The sequence below is a fragment of the Nocardia sp. NPDC005825 genome (assembly GCF_040630175.1).
Lineage (GTDB): Bacteria > Actinomycetota > Actinomycetes > Mycobacteriales > Mycobacteriaceae > Nocardia.
In genome coordinates this window covers 630,428-648,795 of sequence record NZ_JBEXXC010000003.1, presented here as the reverse complement: position 1 = coordinate 648,795, position 18,368 = coordinate 630,428, and the positions used below count along the sequence as shown (strand labels likewise).

General features: G+C 69.1%; 19 protein-coding genes and 1 riboswitch. Of the genes, 10 read left to right on the top strand and 9 right to left on the bottom strand.

Annotated elements, in window-relative coordinates; all coding sequences use genetic code 11:
* Positions 1-50: 50 nt before the first annotated feature.
* The 4 genes from manA to ABZ382_RS11815 form a co-directional block, all read right to left on the bottom strand.
* Positions 51-1,274, bottom strand: a complete 1,224-nt coding sequence (gene manA / locus ABZ382_RS11830; protein ID WP_357087118.1) for a mannose-6-phosphate isomerase, class I — start codon at positions 1,272-1,274, stop codon at positions 51-53.
* Positions 1,274-2,455 carry a tobH protein gene (locus tag ABZ382_RS11825; protein ID WP_357087115.1) on the bottom strand — a complete coding sequence of 394 codons (1,182 nt, stop codon included), beginning with the start codon at positions 2,453-2,455 and terminating at the stop codon, positions 1,274-1,276. Before ABZ382_RS11825 ends, manA begins: the two co-directional genes overlap by 1 nt.
* 73 nt (positions 2,456-2,528) lie before the next feature.
* On the bottom strand, positions 2,529-3,905 hold the full coding sequence (locus tag ABZ382_RS11820; RefSeq protein ID WP_357087112.1) for a phosphomannomutase/phosphoglucomutase: 1,377 nt from the start codon (positions 3,903-3,905) through the stop codon (positions 2,529-2,531).
* Positions 3,906-4,026: 121 nt separating this feature from the next.
* Complete coding sequence (locus tag ABZ382_RS11815; protein WP_357087109.1) at positions 4,027-4,425, bottom strand: DUF3499 domain-containing protein; 399 nt, start codon at positions 4,423-4,425, stop codon at positions 4,027-4,029.
* A 197-nt stretch (positions 4,426-4,622) separates the two neighbouring features.
* Between ABZ382_RS11815 and ABZ382_RS11810 the strand changes: the two genes are divergently transcribed.
* A complete protein-coding gene (locus ABZ382_RS11810; protein ID WP_357087107.1) occupies positions 4,623-5,102 on the top strand; it encodes a metallopeptidase family protein in 480 nt (159 codons plus the stop codon).
* A gap of 50 nt (positions 5,103-5,152) precedes the next feature.
* On the opposite strand, the gene ABZ382_RS11805 is transcribed toward ABZ382_RS11810, so the two are convergent.
* Positions 5,153-5,413: a WhiB family transcriptional regulator gene (locus ABZ382_RS11805; RefSeq protein WP_213560898.1), complete on the bottom strand. Its 261-nt coding sequence runs from the start codon at positions 5,411-5,413 to the stop codon at positions 5,153-5,155.
* Positions 5,414-6,008: 595 nt separating this feature from the next.
* Between ABZ382_RS11805 and cofD the strand changes: the two genes are divergently transcribed.
* From cofD to ABZ382_RS11785, 4 genes are all read left to right on the top strand, one after another.
* Entirely contained in the window at positions 6,009-6,968 is a 960-nt protein-coding gene (cofD, locus tag ABZ382_RS11800) for a 2-phospho-L-lactate transferase (RefSeq protein ID WP_357087360.1), read from the top strand.
* Positions 6,965-8,329: a coenzyme F420-0:L-glutamate ligase gene (locus ABZ382_RS11795; protein ID WP_357087105.1), complete on the top strand. Its 1,365-nt coding sequence runs from the start codon at positions 6,965-6,967 to the stop codon at positions 8,327-8,329. The genes cofD and ABZ382_RS11795 overlap by 4 nt, the downstream gene beginning before the upstream one ends.
* Entirely contained in the window at positions 8,326-8,844 is a 519-nt protein-coding gene (locus tag ABZ382_RS11790) for an NUDIX domain-containing protein (RefSeq protein WP_357087103.1), read from the top strand. Before ABZ382_RS11795 ends, ABZ382_RS11790 begins: the two co-directional genes overlap by 4 nt.
* Positions 8,845-8,896: 52 nt before the next feature.
* Positions 8,897-9,059, top strand: a riboswitch (FMN riboswitch).
* Positions 9,060-9,135: 76 nt separating this feature from the next.
* Positions 9,136-9,582, top strand: coding sequence for a 6,7-dimethyl-8-ribityllumazine synthase (locus ABZ382_RS11785; RefSeq protein ID WP_357087100.1), 447 nt, complete (start codon positions 9,136-9,138; stop codon positions 9,580-9,582).
* 75 nt (positions 9,583-9,657) lie between these two features.
* Here the strand turns inward: ABZ382_RS11785 and ABZ382_RS11780 are convergent, their stop codons facing one another.
* A complete protein-coding gene (locus ABZ382_RS11780) occupies positions 9,658-10,998 on the bottom strand; it encodes a cation:dicarboxylase symporter family transporter (protein ID WP_357087097.1) in 1,341 nt (446 codons plus the stop codon).
* Positions 10,999-11,075: 77 nt separating this feature from the next.
* On the opposite strand from ABZ382_RS11780, the gene ABZ382_RS11775 reads away from it, so the two are divergent.
* From ABZ382_RS11775 to ahcY, 4 genes are all read left to right on the top strand, one after another.
* A complete protein-coding gene (locus ABZ382_RS11775; protein ID WP_357087095.1) occupies positions 11,076-12,626 on the top strand; it encodes an ATP-binding protein in 1,551 nt (516 codons plus the stop codon).
* The gene (locus ABZ382_RS11770) at positions 12,623-13,336 is read left to right on the top strand and encodes a response regulator (protein WP_357087092.1); all 714 of its coding nucleotides are present in this window, start codon (positions 12,623-12,625) and stop codon (positions 13,334-13,336) included. Before ABZ382_RS11775 ends, ABZ382_RS11770 begins: the two co-directional genes overlap by 4 nt.
* Positions 13,337-13,547: 211 nt before the next feature.
* Entirely contained in the window at positions 13,548-14,705 is a 1,158-nt protein-coding gene (locus ABZ382_RS11765) for an alkane 1-monooxygenase (protein WP_357087090.1), read from the top strand.
* A gap of 33 nt (positions 14,706-14,738) precedes the next feature.
* A complete protein-coding gene (gene ahcY / locus ABZ382_RS11760) occupies positions 14,739-16,214 on the top strand; it encodes an adenosylhomocysteinase (RefSeq protein WP_357087088.1) in 1,476 nt (491 codons plus the stop codon).
* A 101-nt stretch (positions 16,215-16,315) separates the two neighbouring features.
* On the opposite strand, the gene ABZ382_RS11755 is transcribed toward ahcY, so the two are convergent.
* The 3 genes from ABZ382_RS11755 to ABZ382_RS11745 all read right to left on the bottom strand — a co-directional run bounded on the left by ABZ382_RS11755 (position 16,316) and on the right by ABZ382_RS11745 (position 17,555).
* A complete protein-coding gene (locus ABZ382_RS11755; protein ID WP_357087086.1) occupies positions 16,316-16,528 on the bottom strand; it encodes a hypothetical protein in 213 nt (70 codons plus the stop codon).
* A gap of 155 nt (positions 16,529-16,683) precedes the next feature.
* The gene (locus ABZ382_RS11750) at positions 16,684-17,124 is read right to left on the bottom strand and encodes a hypothetical protein (RefSeq protein ID WP_357087084.1); all 441 of its coding nucleotides are present in this window, start codon (positions 17,122-17,124) and stop codon (positions 16,684-16,686) included.
* A 155-nt stretch (positions 17,125-17,279) separates the two neighbouring features.
* Positions 17,280-17,555, bottom strand: a complete 276-nt coding sequence (locus ABZ382_RS11745; RefSeq protein WP_357087081.1) for a hypothetical protein — start codon at positions 17,553-17,555, stop codon at positions 17,280-17,282.
* Between the two features lie 163 nt (positions 17,556-17,718).
* Between ABZ382_RS11745 and ABZ382_RS11740 the strand changes: the two genes are divergently transcribed.
* Positions 17,719-18,366, top strand: a complete 648-nt coding sequence (locus tag ABZ382_RS11740; RefSeq protein ID WP_357087078.1) for a dTMP kinase — start codon at positions 17,719-17,721, stop codon at positions 18,364-18,366.
* The last annotated feature ends 2 nt before the right edge of the window (positions 18,367-18,368 follow it).

The window sequence follows — 18,368 nt, the reverse complement described above, 5'->3', positions numbered from 1 at the left end:
CGTTTTGCCTAGAAAACGTGTGTGACCGGGAGGAGCCTACCGTCCGCTCGTCACTCCTCGCCGACCGCGGCGCAGAACAGCTGCGCGGGACCGTCCACCGCCTGAGCCCGGATTCCGCCGTCCGCCGCCGAGATCCACGCCGCCCGGCCGCGCTCCACGATCAGGTCGTGATTGCCCTGGAACAACCGCACCCGGCCATGGGTGACCAGCGCGATCACCGGACCGGAACCCACCACCGTCACCGGCTCGGCGTCCGGGTCCAGCTCGAAGCGGCTGAGCGCGAACTCCGGCGCGGGCGTGTGATAGCGGAAGACGCTGTCCGACACCTGCTCCGCACGCACCACCGGCAGGTCGAGCGGCTCGAAGTCGAGCACCCGCAGCAGCTCGGGGACGTCCACGTGCTTGGGGGTGAGCCCGCCGCGCAGCACATTGTCGGAGTTGGCCATGATCTCCACGCCCACCCCGCGCAGGTACGCGTGCAGGTTCCCGGCGTCGAGGAACAGGCCCTCGCCGGGCTCCAGGGTGATGCGGTTGAGCAGCAGCGCCGCCAGTACCCCGGCATCACCGGGGTAGGCCTCGGCCAGCTCGAGCGCGGTGCGCACCTCGGACACGAATTCCTTGCCGCCGCTGCCCGCCTCGGACAGGTAGCGCACACAGCCGTCGAGCACCTTGGGCAGCAGCGTGCTCAGGCTGGCCTGCGGCAGCGCGATCCAGGTGGTGAACAGCGTGCGCAGGCCCGCGGAGTCGGGCTGGGCGGCAAGCAGATCGGCGTACTGGCTCAGTTCCGGGACGTCGAGGGCGGCGAGCAGTCGCACGGTCTGGCGCGGATCGCGGAACCCGGCCAGCGCCTCGAAGCGGCCCAGCGCCACCACCAGTTCCGGCTTGTGGTTCTCGTCGCGGTAGTTGCGCATGGCCGAGTCGAGGGACACCCCGGCGTGGTTCTCGCGCGCGAACCCGGCCTTGGCCTGTTCGACGCTGGGATGCGCCTGCAGCGAGAGCGGCTCCTCGGCGGCCAGGATCTTCAGCAGGAACGGCAGCCGTCCGCCGAATTCGCCTGCCACCGGCCCGAGTTCGTGTTGCGGGTCGGCGCTGACCAGCTCCAGCAGGGATTCGCTGTGACCGTTGATCTGGACGCGGGCCGGATCGGCGGGATGCGCCCCGAACCAGAGTTCGGCTTCCGGATGCGCGGAGGGTACCGGTCGTCCGCACAGCTGTGCGAGCGCGGTGCGCGAACCCCAAGCGTAGGAACGCAGCGCACCAACGAGTTCGTGCACTAGTAATTGCCCCCGTCGTAGCGACCCGGTCCGGTGGCCGGGCGGGAACCGAGTAGTCGGAGATAGGCGGCCGCCATCTCCAGCCGAAGCGCGAGTACCGCAAGCTTTTCGACCTCGCCGCTCGCGGCGGCGGGCACCGGCTGCCCGGGCGCGTCGGCGGGCGGGGCGGCGGCCGCCTCCGTGTCCACGGTAATCAGGTCGGTGTCGACGAGTCCGGCATCCGAGCCGAACACGGCCAGCCGGCGGCGTACGGCGACCTCGTCCGGGCCGGCGCTCACCACGAAGATCCGCACCTGCTCCACCGGCGCGGGCCCGTCGAGCTCCTCGTCGTGGAACAGCGGATCGAAGCCGGGCGCGGCCACGCCCGCGGCCTGCACCAGGCGGCCGTGCGCGGCAATGGCTTCCGAGAGCGAGACGGCCGCGGTGATCTGCCCGGCCGCGGCCAGCAGCACCTCCGACCCGTGTCCGGCGAGCTCGGCGGCCGCGGCGGAATCACCGGCCAGCACGACGCGCTTGCGCTGCATCATGCGGGTGGCCAGGGTCTTGGCGGGATTGTGGAAGGCCTCGTGCTGCGGGCCGTCGCGCAGCGCCTCCTCGTCGAGCAGGTCTGCGAGAGCGTTCAATTCGGGCACCAGCGGTCCGACCCGATGCCGGTCGATGGTGCTCAGCACGGCCAGGCCCGCGGCCAGATAGCGCAGCATCAGATTGTGGTCGAGCACCCGCACCCGCGGCGCGAGAATGGTGGCGCGTCCGGCGGCGGCGGCCCGGATGGGGCCCTCGTCCGGTGTGGCGACGACCACCTCGGCGCCCCGTCGGAGCGCTCGGTCCACCGCCTCGGCCAGGCGCGGGTCGCCCGCGTCGTCACCGGCCACCAGCACCACGTCCAGCGGCCCGACCCACGGCGGGATCGAGGTCGCCGACACCAGCGGCAGGCTGGTGTGGTCACCCAGGGCCGCGATCAGCAATGCGGCCGCGCGGGCGGCGCGTCCGCTCCCGGAGACCAGGACCAGACTGCGCGGGCGCAGATCGGTCAGCCGGGCGAGCGCATCCTCGGAAAGCGCGGCGGCGGTTGCCCTTACCTGCGCTCCCCCCGATGCGGCGGAGCGCAGCACACCCCCGGCGTCCGCCGCCTCCAGCGAGGCGACGTCATCGAGGTCGATTACCGGTGTCCCAGCGATCATCGGGCGTTGCCACCTCCCCTCATCGGGTCACCAGACGCTGGTGAATCCAAGCTCTGTGATTCCACTATTCCAGTCAGGCGCGCACGATGCTCAGGATCTCGGTTACGAGTGCGTCTACATCGTCCTGCGATCGCGCCTCGACGTTGAGTCGCAGCAGCGGTTCGGTATTGGAGGCGCGCAGGTTGAACCAGGCGCCGTCGGCCAGCTGCACGGTGACCCCGTCCAGCCGATCGACCGAGGTGGCGCGGCCGCTGAAGGCCTCGACCACCGCGGTGGTCCGCTCCTGCGCGTCGGCGACCGTCGAGTTGATCTCGCCGGAGGCCGCGTATGTCGCGTAGGCCGAAGCCAATTCCGACATCGTGCGGTCCTTCTCGCCCAGCGCCGCCAGCACGTGCAGCGCGGCCAGCATGCCGGAGTCGGCGCCCCAGAAGTCGCGGAAGTAGTAGTGCGCGGAGTGTTCGCCGCCGAAGATCGCGCCGGTGGCCGCCATCTGCTGCTTGATGAAGGAGTGGCCCACGCGGGTGCGCACCGGGGTGCCGCCCAGCTCGGTCACCAGCTCCGGCACGGCCTTCGAGGTGATCAGGTTGTGGATGACCGTCGCGCCCGGCTCCTTGGTGAGCTCGCGCTCGGCGACCAGGCCGGTGACCGCGGACGGGGAGACCGGGTCGCCCTTCTCGTCCACCACGAAGCAGCGGTCGGCGTCGCCGTCGAAGGCCAGGCCCAGGTCCGCGCCGGTCTTGCGGACGTAGTCCTGCAGGTCGACCAGGTTCTTCGGATCCAGCGGATTGGCTTCGTGATTGGGGAAGGAGCCGTCCAGTTCGAAGAACAGCGGCTCGATGGTGAACTGCGGCAGCGTGCCCAGCACGGCGGGCACGGTGTAGCCGCCCATGCCGTTGCCGGCGTCCACCGCGATGCGCAGCGGGCGCGAACCGCTCAGGTCCACCAGCTTGTGCAGGAAGTCGGCGTAGGCGGTGAGCAGGTCCTCGTGGGACTCGGTGCCGCGCGGGCCGTCGAAGGCCGGGACGCCGGCGATGACTTCCTCGGTGATGGTGGCCAGGCCGGTGTCCTGACCGACCGGCAGCGCCTTGGCGCGGCACAGCTTGATGCCGTTGTACTTGGCCGGGTTGTGGCTGGCGGTGAACATGGCGCCAGGGCAGTCCAGGTGGCCGGAGGCGAAGTACAGCTGGTCGGTGGAGGCGAGGCCGATGTGCACCACGTCCAGGCCCTGGGCGAGCACGCCCGCGGCGAAGGCGGCGGCCAGTTCGGGGGAGGAGTCACGCATGTCGTGACCGATCACAATGCGCCGGGCGCCCTCGGTGCGCATCAGCCGGGCGAAGGAGCCCGCGACATCGCGGACGAAGTCCGCGTCGATCTGCTCGCCGACCACGCCGCGAACGTCGTATGCCTTGATGACTGCTTGAACGGACTCGGCGGACCGGGCGACTGTCATGGGGAACACCCTAGTAGCAGACCCTGGCCGAAGCAGACTTCGCCTGCCCCTACTTGTCGGGTCAAGTGATTCGGTGAACCGAGGGCGACTCGTCGGGTATGGCTCGACGGCGCGCGCTCGATCAGCTGGGCGGGTCGGGTAGGACGCGTAGATGCCCGCGGCGGCCGGTGCGGCCCGTGCGGGTGGTGCGCTGCGGGGCCGGGGCGTAGTCGGCGTAGGCGCGCGGGTCGGGATCCGTTGTGCGGCGGCGCAATCCGGCTTCGCGGACGGCTTCGGCCAGGGCGGTCAGATCGTCGTCGTCGGGGGTGGAGCTGGAAAACCCGCCCTCGTGCCGGACCAACTCCCATCCCTTCGGCGCGGTGATCCGGGAGGCATGTGTTTCACACAAGTCCCAGGAATGTGGTTCCGCGACCGTGACCAGGGGACCCACGACCGCCATCGAGTCGGAGTACACATAGGTCAGCGTCGCGACGGCCGGGTTCTTGCAGCCTGGACGGCAGCAACGACGCATGGGGATCACGCCAAGCAGGGTAACCCCCCTCACGGCCCCGTGGACACAGACACGCTCAATGAACCGCGTCTCACTCGTGCCACAAGGGCCTGCGGTACCTGTGCGATCGTGGCCCGGAAGGGTCCCGCCGGGCGTGTCTCGGACACCGTCGCGAGCCCGCGAGGCGGGTGCGCGCACCCGGTCGGGGCAAGGGTTAGATTCAAGGTATGACCCGTTCACGTAAACGGCGGCCGCCTACCGCGCGGTCGGTCATCCGCCGCGGGCGGGGTGTGCGCGGGCCGATGCTGCCTCCGACGGTTCCGGCCCGGCGCACCCGCGGCCAGGAGTTCGACCGGCTGGTGCTGGAGGCGTTCGCGCCTCTGGAGAGCCGGTGGCACGAGCAGTTGACCAAGCTCGACATCGCGGTGGACGATGTGCCGAAAATCCGTCCGCTGCACCCGGATTCGGTCACCTGGCCCGACGAGGTGGTGGCCGACGGACCGGTGCCGCTGTCGCGTCTGATCCCCGCGGGGGTGGACCGCTACGGCATGGCCACCCGCGCGCGAGTCGTGTTGTTCCGCAAGCCTTTGGAGTTGCGGGCCGGTGACCCGGACGACCTGGTCGACCTGCTGCGCGAGGTTCTCGTGCAGCAGATCGCGACCTATCTCGGGGTGGAACCGGACATCATCGATCCCGAGCCGGAGTAGGGACCGGGCCCGCCCGGGCCCGGAATTCCCTTCGGCTACAGCATTTCTGCTCAGATGATGCCGCGCTTGAGGCGGCGGCGCTCACGCTCGGAGAGGCCGCCCCAGATGCCGAAGCGCTCGTCGTTGGCGAGGGCGTATTCCAGGCACTCGTCGCGGACCTCGCAGCCCAGGCAGATGCGCTTGGCCTCGCGGGTGGAGCCGCCCTTCTCGGGGAAGAACGCCTCCGGGTCGGTCTGGGCGCACAGCGCCCGTTCCTGCCATTGTTCGGCTTCGGTCATCATGCGACCGCCGCGCGCGAAAGTGTCGTACATATCCTCGGCACCGGTGACGATCAGGCTCAGCCGCGGTGGTTCGGGCTGGTAGGCAGCTCGTGCCCACTGTCCGCCCCCCGGCCGCGTCGTCATCGGTTCACCCCCCTCGTATCCGTTCCGATCGTCGGCGCAGAAGTCAGGTGCTGCGCCAGTCGTGGAATCGGTTTGCGATACACCGCCCGGAATGCCCGACGGGGCCAGCTCATCGGCCATCGCTCCGCCTCCTCACTGTGTGTTAGCGCAGAATGATTAATCCGTCGGAGCCGATCCCACCGACGGCCCAACACCGCGGCGTAGTCCCGCGGCCATCCCCGAGCTTGCGCCACTCCGGTGCGAACAGCTGTTCGAAAACCCGTCCGCGCCTTGCACTCTCACGCGGACCCGGAATGACATGCCTGTGATTAGACACGCCGGGAGCGGCGATGGTCAAGCTGCCGAAGCGATTCCGTTACCATCTGCTACCCCTTCTGGCGACGTTCCCGCAGATCAGACAGCAAATTCACAGCAAATGAGCTGCGAGCCGCTTTCGGCCCGTCACCGCATAGGCTGTGCGGATGTGACTCGAGAACAAGCGGACACCGCGCCCGGCACCGGCCTGCGGATCGCGGTCCTGGTCGGCGGAGTCGGCGGCGCCCGGTTCCTGATGGGCGTGCGCGAGCTGCTGCCGGGAGCCGACACCACGGCCATCGTCAATGTCGGCGACGACGTCTGGATGCACGGGCTGCGCATCTGCCCTGACCTGGACACCTGCATGTACACCCTGGGTGGCGGCATCGATCCGGAACGCGGCTGGGGACACGCGAACGAGACCTGGAGCGCCAAGGAGGAGCTGGCGAAATACCACGCCCAGCCCGATTGGTTCGGCCTCGGCGACCGCGATATCGCCACCCATCTCATCCGCTCGGAAATGCTGCGTCAGGGCTACCCGCTCTCCGCGGTGACCGAGGCGCTCTGCAATCGGTGGCAGCCCGGGGTGAAGCTGCTCCCGGCAACCGACGACCGCTGCGAAACCCATGTCGTCATCGCGGACCCGGAGAACCCTGGCGAACGCCGCGCGATCCATTTCCAGGAGTGGTGGGTCCGGTACCGGGCGAACGTAGAGACCCATGGATTTGTGACTATTGGGGCAGAAGCTGCGAAACCGGCACCCGGTGTGACGGAAATCATAGAATCCGCCGATGTGATTCTGCTCGCTCCGTCGAACCCCGTCGTGAGCGTCGGAGCCATCCTCTCGGTCCCCGGCATTCGGGGCGCTATCCGCACGTCGGGCGCGAAGGTGATCGGCCTGTCCCCGGTGATCGGTGGAAAAGCCTTGCGCGGCATGGCCGATGAATGCCTGTCGGTGATCGGCGTGGAAACCTCCGCGGAGGCGGTCGGCGCCCACTACGGCGCCCGCTCGGGCACCGGCATCCTCGACGGCTGGCTCGTCCACACCGGCGACACCGCCGACATCCCGGGCGTCGAAGTCCGCAGCGTCCCCCTGCTCATGACCGACCCGGCGACCACCGCCGAGATGGTTCGCGAAGCCCTCGACCTCGCGGGAGTCACACCGTGACAACGGATTCCATCCAGGCCCCGGGCGACCACGCGTCCGGCGGCGAACTGCGCATCCTGCCGATTCCGGGCCTGCCCGAATTCCGGCCGGGCGACGACGTCGCCGAAGCCATTGCGGCACAGGCGCCTTGGCTGCAGGACGGCGACGTGCTGGTGGTCACCAGCAAGATCGTCGCCAAGGCCGAGGGCCGCGTGGTCTCCGTGCCCACCGACCCCGAGGAGCGCGACGCCGCTCGCCGCCGACTGGTGCTCGAGGAGTCGGTGCGGGTGCTCGCCCGCAAGAACCGCACCCTCATCACCGAGAACAAACTGGGCATCGTGCAGGCCGCCGCCGGCATCGACGGCTCCAATGTGGAGCAGGACGAACTCGTGCTGCTGCCCGAGGATCCCGACGCCAGCGCGAAGGCCCTGCGCGCGGGCCTGGCCGAACGGCTCGGCGTGCAGGTGGCCGTGGTCATCACCGACACCATGGGCCGGGCCTGGCGCAACGGCCAGATCGACGCCGCCATCGGCGCGGCCGGGCTGCGGGTGCTGCACGACTACAACGGCGCGGTCGACGGGCAGGGCAACGAACTGCACGTCACCCTGGTCGCGGTCGCCGACGAACTGGCCGCCGCCGCGGACCTGGTGAAGGGCAAGCTCGGCGGCGTCCCGGTCGCGGTGGTGCGCGGGCTCGACTACGCCGACGACGGCTCCACCGCCGGGGACCTGCTGCGCCGCGGCGAGGAGGACCTGTTCTGGCTCGGCACCGAGGAATCGGTGGACCTGGGCCGCAAACAGGCGCTGCTGCTGCGCCGCTCGGTACGGCAGTTCGCCGACACCCCGGTCGAACCCGAGATCATCCGGGCCGCCGTCGCCGCCGGTCTCACCGCGCCCGCCCCGCACCACACCCGACCGGTGCGGTTCGTGTGGGTGCGCAAGCGCGGTCTGCGCGACCAGCTGCTCGAGGCCATGGCCGAGAAGTGGCGGACCGACCTGACCGGTGACGGCCGCTCCCCGGAGAGTGTGGAGAAGCGAGTCGCGCGGGGCCGCATCCTGTTCGACGCCCCCGAGGTGATCATCCCGTTCTGTGTGCCCGACGGCGCGCACGACTATCCCGACGAGACTCGCCGGGCCGCGGAGAAGACCATGTTCACCGTCGCGGTCGGCGCGGCCGTGCAGGGTCTGCTGGTGTCGCTGGCCGTGCGCGGGGTGGGCAGCTGCTGGATCGGTTCCACCATCTTCGCGCCCGACGTCACCCGGGAGGTGCTGGGTCTGGCCGAGGATTGGAGCCCGCTCGGCGCCATCGCGGTCGGCTACCCCCTCGACGAGCTCGCGCCGCGTGACGTGGGCGAGCCGGGCATCGGGCTGGTCGAGCTGTGAGCGCGGAGTCGCTGCACAAGTCCGCCACCGAACTGCTCGAGACCTGGTTCCCGGCAACGGGTCCCGAGCAGTCGCTGCGCGAGGCCATGCTGGCCTTCCTCGGCTCCGCGCCGCGCGGTTGCCTGCGCGAGCACGCGGCCGGGCACATCACCGCTTCGGCCATCGTGCTCTCCCACGACGAGCGGGAGGTGCTGCTCACCCTGCACCCCCGCGTCGGCCGGTGGATCCAGCTCGGCGGCCACTGCGAGGAATCCGACGATTCGGTCGCCGCGGCCGCCTTCCGCGAGGCGACCGAGGAATCCGGCATCGAGGGCCTGACCCTCGAGCCCGGCCTCTACGGCGCGCAGGCCCACCCCATCACCTGTTCCCTCGGCGTCCCCACCCGGCACCTGGACCTGCTGTTCAAGATCAAGGCCCCGGAAGGCGCTGTCCCGGTACGCAGTTCGGAATCCACCGACCTGCGCTGGTGGCCGGTCGACGCCCTCCCCGCCGACGCGGACGTGCTGTTGCGCTGACCGGGACACGGGGGTTCCGGACGGCGGAACCCCCGTGTTACTGTCCGGTCGTACACGTTCTCAGGGCGGGGCGGAATTCCCCACCGGCGGAAATGGCGATCCGGACCGATCCGGGACGCACGAGCCCGCGAGCGCCACACCCCCGGGTGTGGGTCCAGCAGATTCCGGTGTGATCCCGGAGCCGACGGTCAGAGTCCGGATGGAAGAGAACGCGGCACCGGCACGATCGCCCGCGCGGTCGGGCCCTGTTCGCGTCTATGCCCTGGGTGACAGCGAACAGGAGGAATCCCCATGTCACCCATGCCGAATCGCATCGCTCTCGTCGCCGCCCGCTGGCACAGCGACATCGTCGACAAGGCCGTCGAATCCTGCCGAGCCGAGCTGCTCGAGCGCGGGTACACCGAGATCGACGTGATCGAGGTGCCCGGTGCGTTCGAGATTCCGTTGCAGGCCAAGCGGTTGGCCACCAGTGGCGCCTACGCCGCGGTCGCCGGGGTCGCGCTGGTGGTGGACGGCGGCATCTACCGCCACGACTTCGTCGCGCCGACCGTGGTCGACGCGCTCATGCGGGTGCAGCTCGACACCGATGTGCCGGTGTTCTCCGCGGTGCTCACCCCGCACCACTTCCACGAGCACGCCGAACATCTCGAGTACTTCGCTCGCCACTTCGTGAAGAAGGGCGCGGAGCTCGCCAACGCGATCGCCGCGACCCTGGCCCTGGGCGCGGTGCGCGCCTAGGACCAGGGTGCGGGTGCCGACGGCGCGCAGCAGGGGGAACGCGCCGGCGGTCCGGTTTCGGCCCAGGGGTTGGGGTCAGGCCGGAACCAGGTCTTTGTCGTGCGGGCCATGGTCGTCGTCGACCATGGCCCGCTCGTCGAACGGGATCTCACGGTCCAGCACCGCGCGGACGCGTGCCGGGTCGATGGTGTCGGTCCAGGTGCCGACCAGCAGGGTGGCGACCGCATTGCCCGAGAAGTTGGTCAGCGCACGGGCTTCCGACATGAACCGGTCGATGCCCACGATCAGGCCGACCCCGTCCAGCAGCTCCGGGCGATGGCTCTGCAGCCCGCCCGCCAGCGTGGCCAGGCCCGCGCCGGTGACACCCGCCGCGCCCTTGGACGCCACGATCATGAACAGCAGCAGCCCGAGCTGCTCGTGCCAGGCCAGCGGCTTGCCCATGGCGTCGGCCACGAACAGCGTCGCCATGGTCAGGTAGATGGCGGTGCCGTCCAGGTTGAACGAGTACCCGGTCGGCACAACCACACCCACCGTGGTGCGATCCACCCCGACGTGCTCCATCTTGGCGATCAGCCGCGGCAGCGCCGACTCCGAGGACGAGGTCGCGAAGATCAGCAGATACTCGCGCGCCAGGTAGCGGACCAGCTTGAAGATCGAGGTTCCCGCCACCAGCCGCAGCAGTAGGCCGAGCACGCCGAAGATGAACACGACGCAGGTCAGGTAGAAAGCCACCATCAGCAGCGCGAGCTGCTTCACCGCGTCCAATCCGGTGCGCGCCACCACGTTCGCCATCGCGCCGAACGCGCCGATCGGGGCCAGCCACAGGATCATGGTCAGAATCCGGAAGACCAGCTTCTGGATCGAGGCCACCCCGCGCAGGATCGGTTCACCCGCCGCGCCCATGGCCTGGATGGCGAATCCCGCCAGCAGCGCCACGAACAGCGCCTGCAACACCTTCCCCGAGGTCAGCGACGACAGCAGCGTCGTCGGCACGATGTCCTCGAAGAACTGCCAGGTGCCGCCCGCCGCCTTGGCGTCGGTGGCGTACTTGGTGACCTCCTTCGCGTGCGCGGCCACGTTCAGGCCCGATCCCGGATGCAGCAGATTGCCGACCAGCAGGCCGATGCCCAGCGCCACCGTGGACATGATCAGGAAGTAGCCGATGGCCAGACCGCCCACCCGGCCGACCTTGGCGGCCGCCCGCACCGAGCCGATGCCCAGCACGATGGTGCAGAAGATGACCGGCGTGATCATCATCTTGATCAGGTTCACGAAGATGGTGCCCAGCTCACCGACGCTCTTGCCGAAGCCCGGGGCCAGCTTGCCGACCACGATGCCGGCGATGACGGCCACGATGACGGCCAGGTACAGCCAGTGGGTACGGTCTCGGGCCGGTGGTGTTGCACTGTCGCTCATAACGTGAGAATCATGTTCCACCGAGTGACGCCGGTCACTGTTTCGTAAATTATGTTCATGATGTTCGCGGAGGAATCGTGAAGGGCCGAAGACCCCGCCGCACCCTGGCCGGGCAGGTGTTCGTCGTCCAGGTGCTGGTGCTCGCGGCGGTGATCGCCGCCGCGGCGCTGCTGACCTTCCTGCAGACCCGCCGGGTCCAGGACGACGCCACCCGCGCCGAGGTGCGCGACACCGCGGTCGCCGTCGCGCAGTCGCCCTCCACGCTGGCCGGGGTGCGCGGCCCGGACCCGACCGCCGCGCTGCAACCGGTGACCGAGGCCATCCGCAAGGCCACCGGCATGGACTTCATCGTGGTGATGGCCCCCGACCGCACCCGCTACACCCACACCGAGACCGACCGGATCGGAAAACCGTTCAGCGGCAATATCGATCGGGCGCTGGCGGGGGAGACCTTCACCGAGACGTTCACCGGCACCCTCGGCCCCTCCATCCGCGCGGTCACCCCGGTCCGCGACGCCGACGGCCGCATCGTCGCGCTGGTGTCGGCGGGCGTCACCCGCACCCACATCGGCGAGCAGGTGCGCGCCCAGCTGCCGCTCATCCTGACGGTCGCCGCCGGCGGGCTGGCGCTCGCCACCATCAGCTCACTACTGCTGCGGCGCAGGCTGTTACGGCAGACCCACGGGCTCGGCACGGCCGAACTGCGGATGATGTACGAGCACCACGACGCGGTGCTGCACTCCATCCACGAGGGGCTGCTGGTATTCGGCAAATCCGACACCGACGCCGAGGTGGTCAACGATCAGGCGCGCCTGCTCCTCGGCCTGCCCGACGGGCCGATCACGCGTGCCGATCTGCCGGTGTCGTTGCAGCGCTTGGGGACCGGCGTGGTGCGCGACGAGATGCACGTGACCCCCGAGCGGGTACTCGTGGTGAACCAGGACGTGGTCGAGCACGCCGGACGCCGCATCGGCACCGTGGTCACGCTGCGCGACCACACCGAGTTGCGGGACGTGCTCGGCGAACTGGATTCGGTGCGCGGCTTCGCCGAATCGCTGCGCGCCCAGGCGCACGAGGCCGCCAACCGGCTGCACACCGTGGTCACCATGGTCGAGCTGGGGCGGCACCGGGAGGCGGTGAGCTTCGCGACCGCGGAACTCGAACTGTCCCAGGCCCTCATCGACCGGCTCACCGGGGCGGTCGCCGAACCCGCGGTGGTGGCGCTGCTGCTGGGCAAGGTGGAGCAGGCCGCCGAATCCGGCGTCGAGCTGACCGTCACCGGCGACACCCAGCTCGACACCACCGATCCGCTCACCCCGCACGAGATGGTCACGCTGCTGGGCAATCTCATCGACAACGCCCTCGACGAGGTGAGTCACGACGAGGACGCCTGGCTGGAGGTGACGGTGCGCCGCGACGACGCCGAGCTGTACATCCGGGTCGCGGACAGCGGGCCCGGCATGTCCGAGGAGCTGTTCACCCGCGCCACCGAGCGCGGCTACTCCACCAAGACCGACCACCACGGGCTCGGGCTGGCGCTGGTGCGGCGGCTGGTGGCCCGGCACGCCGGTGAGTTGCGGGCCCGGCGCGAGCCGGAATCCGCTGTGATCGTGAGGTTTCCGCGATGAGAATCGACCGCGAGGCGCCGGTCCGGGTGCTGATCGTCGAGGACGAGCCGAAAATCGCTGCGGCGCACCGCTCTTACCTGGAACGGGTGGACGGTTTCGACGTGGTGGGGGTAGCGCACACCGGACGCGAGGCCCTCTCGATCGCGAAAAGGTCACAATCTTCCGGCGTCCCGATCGACCTGGTGCTGATGGACATCGGTTTGCCGGACATGAGCGGGCTCGCGGTGGCGGCCGCGCTCGCGGTGCTGCGCCCGCGCCCCGACGTCATCGCCGTCACCTCCGCCCGGGATCTGGCCATGGTGCGGGCCGCCGTCGCGCACGGCGTGGTGCTGTATCTGTTGAAGCCCTTCACCTTCGCGGCCTTCCGGGAGAAGCTGGAACGCTACCGCGAGTACCGCGCCGCCCTGCCCGCCGGCGAGACGGCGGTGTCGCAGCACGACATCGACCGCGCCTTCGGGGTGCTGCGCACACCCGAGCAGCGGCCCACGTCCCCGAAAGGCATTGCGCCGCAGACGATGGACGAGGTGTCGCGTGCGGTGCGGGGGGCGCCCGAGGGACTGTCCGCGGGCGAAGCGGGCCGCGCGGTGGGGGTTTCGCGGGTGACCGCGTGGCGATACCTGGAACGTATGGCCGAAGACGGCGTGGTGGAACGGCGAACCGACTACGGTCGGACCGGACGGCCGCAGGTCCGCTACGTGTGGTTGCGCTGAGTGCGGGGGGATCGCACGCCGAGCGCGGTTCGCGGCTGGTTTGCGCGTACGGGGAAGTGACGGGAACCACAGGGTCGGTTGCGCCGGAACCGACTGCTCATGATGTAACGGTGGCCACCTTTCGGTCCGCACACGTGCTGTAACAGCGGCTAGGTTCCAAGATATGTAGCTGCGAAGTTCGATGAGGTTGAGTAGCGGAGAAAAGGTGCGAATGTTCGGCAAACGGTTGGGTTCGCCGGATCCCAAACGCCACCTGTGGGTGCTGGGGCTCATTGCCCCCGGGTGTGCGTTGCTGCCCTCGCAGCTGGTGTTGCACACCAAGCTCGAGGTGTTCTGGTGGATCGGTCCGATCATCATCCTGATCGCGATTCCCGTCCTGGACTGGGTCGTCGGGGAAGACGGCACCAACCCCCGCGACGAGGACTACGAGCTCCTGAGCAATGACCGGTACTACCGGTGGTGCACCTACCTGTTCCTGCCGATCCAGGTGATCGGCCTGATCATCGCCGCCTGCATGTGGGCCGGAACCGACTTGTCGGTGGTCGACAAGATCGGGCTGGCAACCACACTGGGACTCGTCAGCGGCATCGGCATCAACGCCGCCCACGAACTCGGCCACCGGGTCGAGAGCCTGGAGCGCTGGCTGTCGAAGATGGCGCTGGCGCAGTCGGCGTACGGCCACTTCTTCGTCGAGCACAACAAGGGCCACCACGCCCGCGTCGCGACCCCCGAGGACCCCGCCAGCGCCCGCATGGGTGAGTCCCTGTGGGAGTTCCTGCCCCGCAGCGTGATCGGCGGCTTCCGTTCGGCAATCACGCTCGAGGGCGAGCGGCTGGCGCGCAGGGGACACCGCTGGTTCAGTGTCCACAACCACATCCTGCAGGCGTGGAGCATGACCGTCGTGCTGTTCGGCGGACTCATGGCGATCTACAGCCCGACCATCCTGCCGTACCTGGTGCTGCAGGCCGTGATCGGCGCGGGCCTGCTCGAAACCGTGAACTACGTGGAGCATTACGGCCTGCTGCGGCGGCGCCGCCCGAACGGCAACTGGGCCCGCTGCGCGCCCAGCGACAGCTGGAACAGCGACCGCCTGGTCACCAATATCTTCATGTTCCACCTGCAGCGGCACAGCGACCACCACGCCAATCCCGGCCGCCGCTACCAGACCCTGCGCAGCTCGCAGGAGGCCCCGCAGCTGCCCGCCGGCTACGCGACCATGATCGTGCTGGCGCTGTTCCCGCCGCTGTGGCGTGTCGTCATGGATCCGCGCCTGCTCGCGCACTACGCGGGCGACGTCAGCCGCGCCAATATCCAACCCCGCAAGCGGGAGCGCATCCTCGCCGCGTACGACCTCCGGGCGGCCGCGTAGGGTTTGGGAGAAGCAGCCGACCAGGAGAGGCAGATGACGACCTCAGTGTCCAGCACGATGACCCCTGATGTTCGCAACGGGATCGACTACAAGGTGGCGGATCTGTCACTGGCCGAGTTCGGCCGCAAGGAGATTCGCCTTGCCGAGCACGAGATGCCGGGCCTGATGGCGCTGCGTCGCGAGTACCACGACGTGCAGCCGCTGAAGGGCGCGCGCATCTCCGGCTCCCTGCACATGACCGTGCAGACCGCCGTGCTGATCGAGACCCTGGTCGCGCTGGGCGCGCAGGTCCGCTGGGCGTCCTGCAACATCTTCTCCACCCAGGACCACGCGGCCGCCGCGGTCGTGGTCGGCCCGCACGGCACCGTCGACGAGCCCAAGGGCACCCCGGTCTTCGCCTGGAAGGGCGAGACCCTGGAGGAGTACTGGTGGGCCGCCGAGCAGATGCTGACCTGGCCGGGCGAGCCCGCCAACATGATCCTCGACGACGGTGGTGACGCCACCATGCTGGTGCTGCGCGGCGCCCAGTTCGAGAAGGCCGGCGTCGTGCCGCCCGAGGACGAGACCCACTCCGAGGAGTACAAGGTCTTCCTGAACCTGCTGCGCGCCAGCCTCGAGGCGGACGGCGGCAAGTGGGGCGCCATCGCCGAGTCGGTCAAGGGCGTCACCGAGGAGACCACCACCGGCGTGCTGCGGCTGTACCAGTTCGCCGCCGCGGGCGAGCTGGTGTTCCCGGCCATCAACGTCAACGACTCGGTCACCAAGTCGAAGTTCGACAACAAGTACGGCACCCGCCACTCGCTGATCGACGGCATCAACCGGGGCACCGATGTGCTCATCGGCGGCAAGAAGGTGCTGATCTGCGGTTACGGCGACGTCGGCAAGGGCTGCGCGGAGTCGATGGCCGGCCAGGGCGCGCGCGTGCAGGTCACCGAGATCGACCCGATCAACGCGCTGCAGGCGCTGATGGACGGCTTCGACGTGGTCACCGTCGAGCAGGCCATCGCCGACGCCGACATCGTGATCACCTCGACCGGCAACAAGGACATCATCACCCTCGATCACATGAAGGCGATGAAGGGCCAGGCCATCCTGGGCAATATCGGCCACTTCGACAACGAGATCGACATGGCCGCCCTGGAGCGCTCCGGCGCGGAGCGGTTGAACATCAAGCCGCAGGTCGACCTGTGGACGTTCCCCGAGACCGGCCGCGCGATCATCGTGCTGTCCGAGGGCCGTCTGCTCAACCTGGGCAACGCCACCGGCCACCCCTCGTTCGTCATGTCGAACTCCTTCTCCAACCAGGTCATCGCGCAGATCGAACTGTGGACCAAGCCGGAGGAGTACGACAACGAGGTCTACCGCCTCCCCAAGCACCTCGACGAGAAGGTCGCCAAGATCCACGTCGAGGCCCTGGGCGGCACCCTGACCAAGCTCACCAAGGACCAGGCCGAGTACATCGGCGTGGACGTGGAGGGCCCGTACAAGCCGGACCACTACCGCTACTGAGCGCGAATCGTCCGTAGCAGCTGAAAGATTCGGCCGGTCACCCGTGGGTGACCGGCCGAATCTCGTCAACCACCGGGGGAACGAAGGCGGCGGAGCCCGGTCTAGAAGGCGACGGAGCCGTTGCTGGCGGAGACGTCGATCGGGACCGCGACCGGGATACTGTTGCCGCTGGTCGTGGTGTCGTGGGTGTCGGCGGTGGGTGTCGCGGGTTCCAGGGTGACCGGGGCGGCGGTGGCGGCGCCGGTGGCGAGGGCCGCGGCCGCCAGGCCGGTGATCAGGGTGGCCGAGACTCGGTGTGTCAGGCGAGATTTCATGGTGTCCTCCGTCGTCGGATCTCAGGGCATATTAAATGCACATGTTTCATACATGTGCCATGACCGCTGGGGGCCGGAATCGTCGGAGTCGCGGTGCCGCCCCTGGTGGCGGCGGGGAAATTGCCTGCGGCAGCCCGAATCTCGTTGCCGTGCGGTTAGTCCACGAACGGGGGTACGTCGGTGCATCCCCGGTCCGCGCGCCAGTACCGGCCCTGACCCAGGAATTGGCACAGGGCCGAGTTGAGATAGGGCACGCTCGAGGAAGCGCTCCAGCCCGAACCGGTAGTCGTGGCTACCGGCTGCGCGGCGAGCAAGGCGAGGTCGATCGTGTGGGTGGACGGCTGGAATCCGACACGACAGTAGGAGACATGGGTGCTGTCGCCTTCGACCCAGGTGCCGCCCTGCATCTTGCAGGTGATCTGACCGCTCCCGCTCGAGGCCGACCCGGTTCCGTCCGCGGCGATCGGAGCCGGATCGGTGGGTGTCAGGGGGTCGAGGGTGAGGGGGGCCGCGGTGGCGACGCCGGTGGCGAGGGCGGCGGTGGCCAGGGTGGCGGCCAGGAGTGTCGAGACGCGGTGTATCAGGGGGGATTTCATCGGCCGGCTCCTTGATGGTTCAACGTCGGCAAATTCTAAAAGGAAAGTGTTTCAGAACTGTGCCGTGAATTCCGGGGGCATGGCCCGGATGAATCCCGGTGGAAACGACTGTGCCGCCGACCCGTTCGGGGCGGCGGCACAGGAGCTCGCTGGGACTACTTCAGGCAGTAGTCCAGGACCGGGATCCAGGTGCCGCCGGTGATGGTGCAGATACCGGCGCTGAGGAGTTGGCTGACGCTGGAGCCGGTGCCGAGGACATTGCTCGAGCCGCCGGAGGAGGAGAGGGAGGAGGCCGAGCCGGAGTCGGCGACCTGGGTGGCCGCGTCCGGGGTGGCGGGGTCGAGGGTGAGAGGGGCCGCGTTCGCGGTGCCGCCCAGGGAGAGGGCGGCGGTGGAGATGGCGACGGCGACCAGGGTGAGGCGTGTCTTCATCAGGGGTGCGCTCCTTGCAGGGGGAGTGGTGGCTAGAACCTACAAGGGTTGAATCGTTAACGTTTCGGATTCGCTCAGATTGTTCCGGCGATCGCGGATCGGGCTGGCCGGACAAACGGGAACCTGCCGTTATGCGGCGGCCGAGGTTGGGTAGTCTCGCCGCATGGGTGCACTGGTTCCGGTGGAAGGGCTCGACGGCGCGGGCAAGCGCACGCTCACCGAGGCTGTCGTCGCGGACCTGCGCGCCCGCGGGCTGCGCGTCGCGACGCTGGCCTTCCCGCGGTACGGGGTCTCGGTGCACGCCGATCTGGCGGCCGAGGCGCTGCGCGGCGGCCATGGAGATACCGCCCAGTCTGTGAACGCCATGGCGCTGCTGTTCGCCCTCGACCGGGCCGACGCGCGCGACCAGCTCTCGAAACTGCTGGCGGACAACGACATCGTGCTACTGGACCGCTACGTCGCCTCCAATGCCGCCTACTCCGCCGCGCGGATGGAACAGGACGCGCGCGGTGAAATCGTGGACTGGATCGCCACATTGGAGTTCGAACGATTCGGACTGCCGGCCCCGGATGTCCAGATTCTCCTGGATGTTCCGGTCGACGTGGCCGAGGAGCGCGCCCGCCTGCGCGGCGAGGCCGACGCCGCGCGCGCGTTGGACGCGTACGAGAAAGACGGTGGACTGCAGCGCCGCACCGGTAGGGTCTACCGTGAGCTGGCCGAAATCAGCTGGCGTGGACCGTGGTGGGTGCATCGAACCGGAGACGATCCGGCAACACTCGCCGCGCGCCTCGCGGAAATTGTTGCTGGATAGGG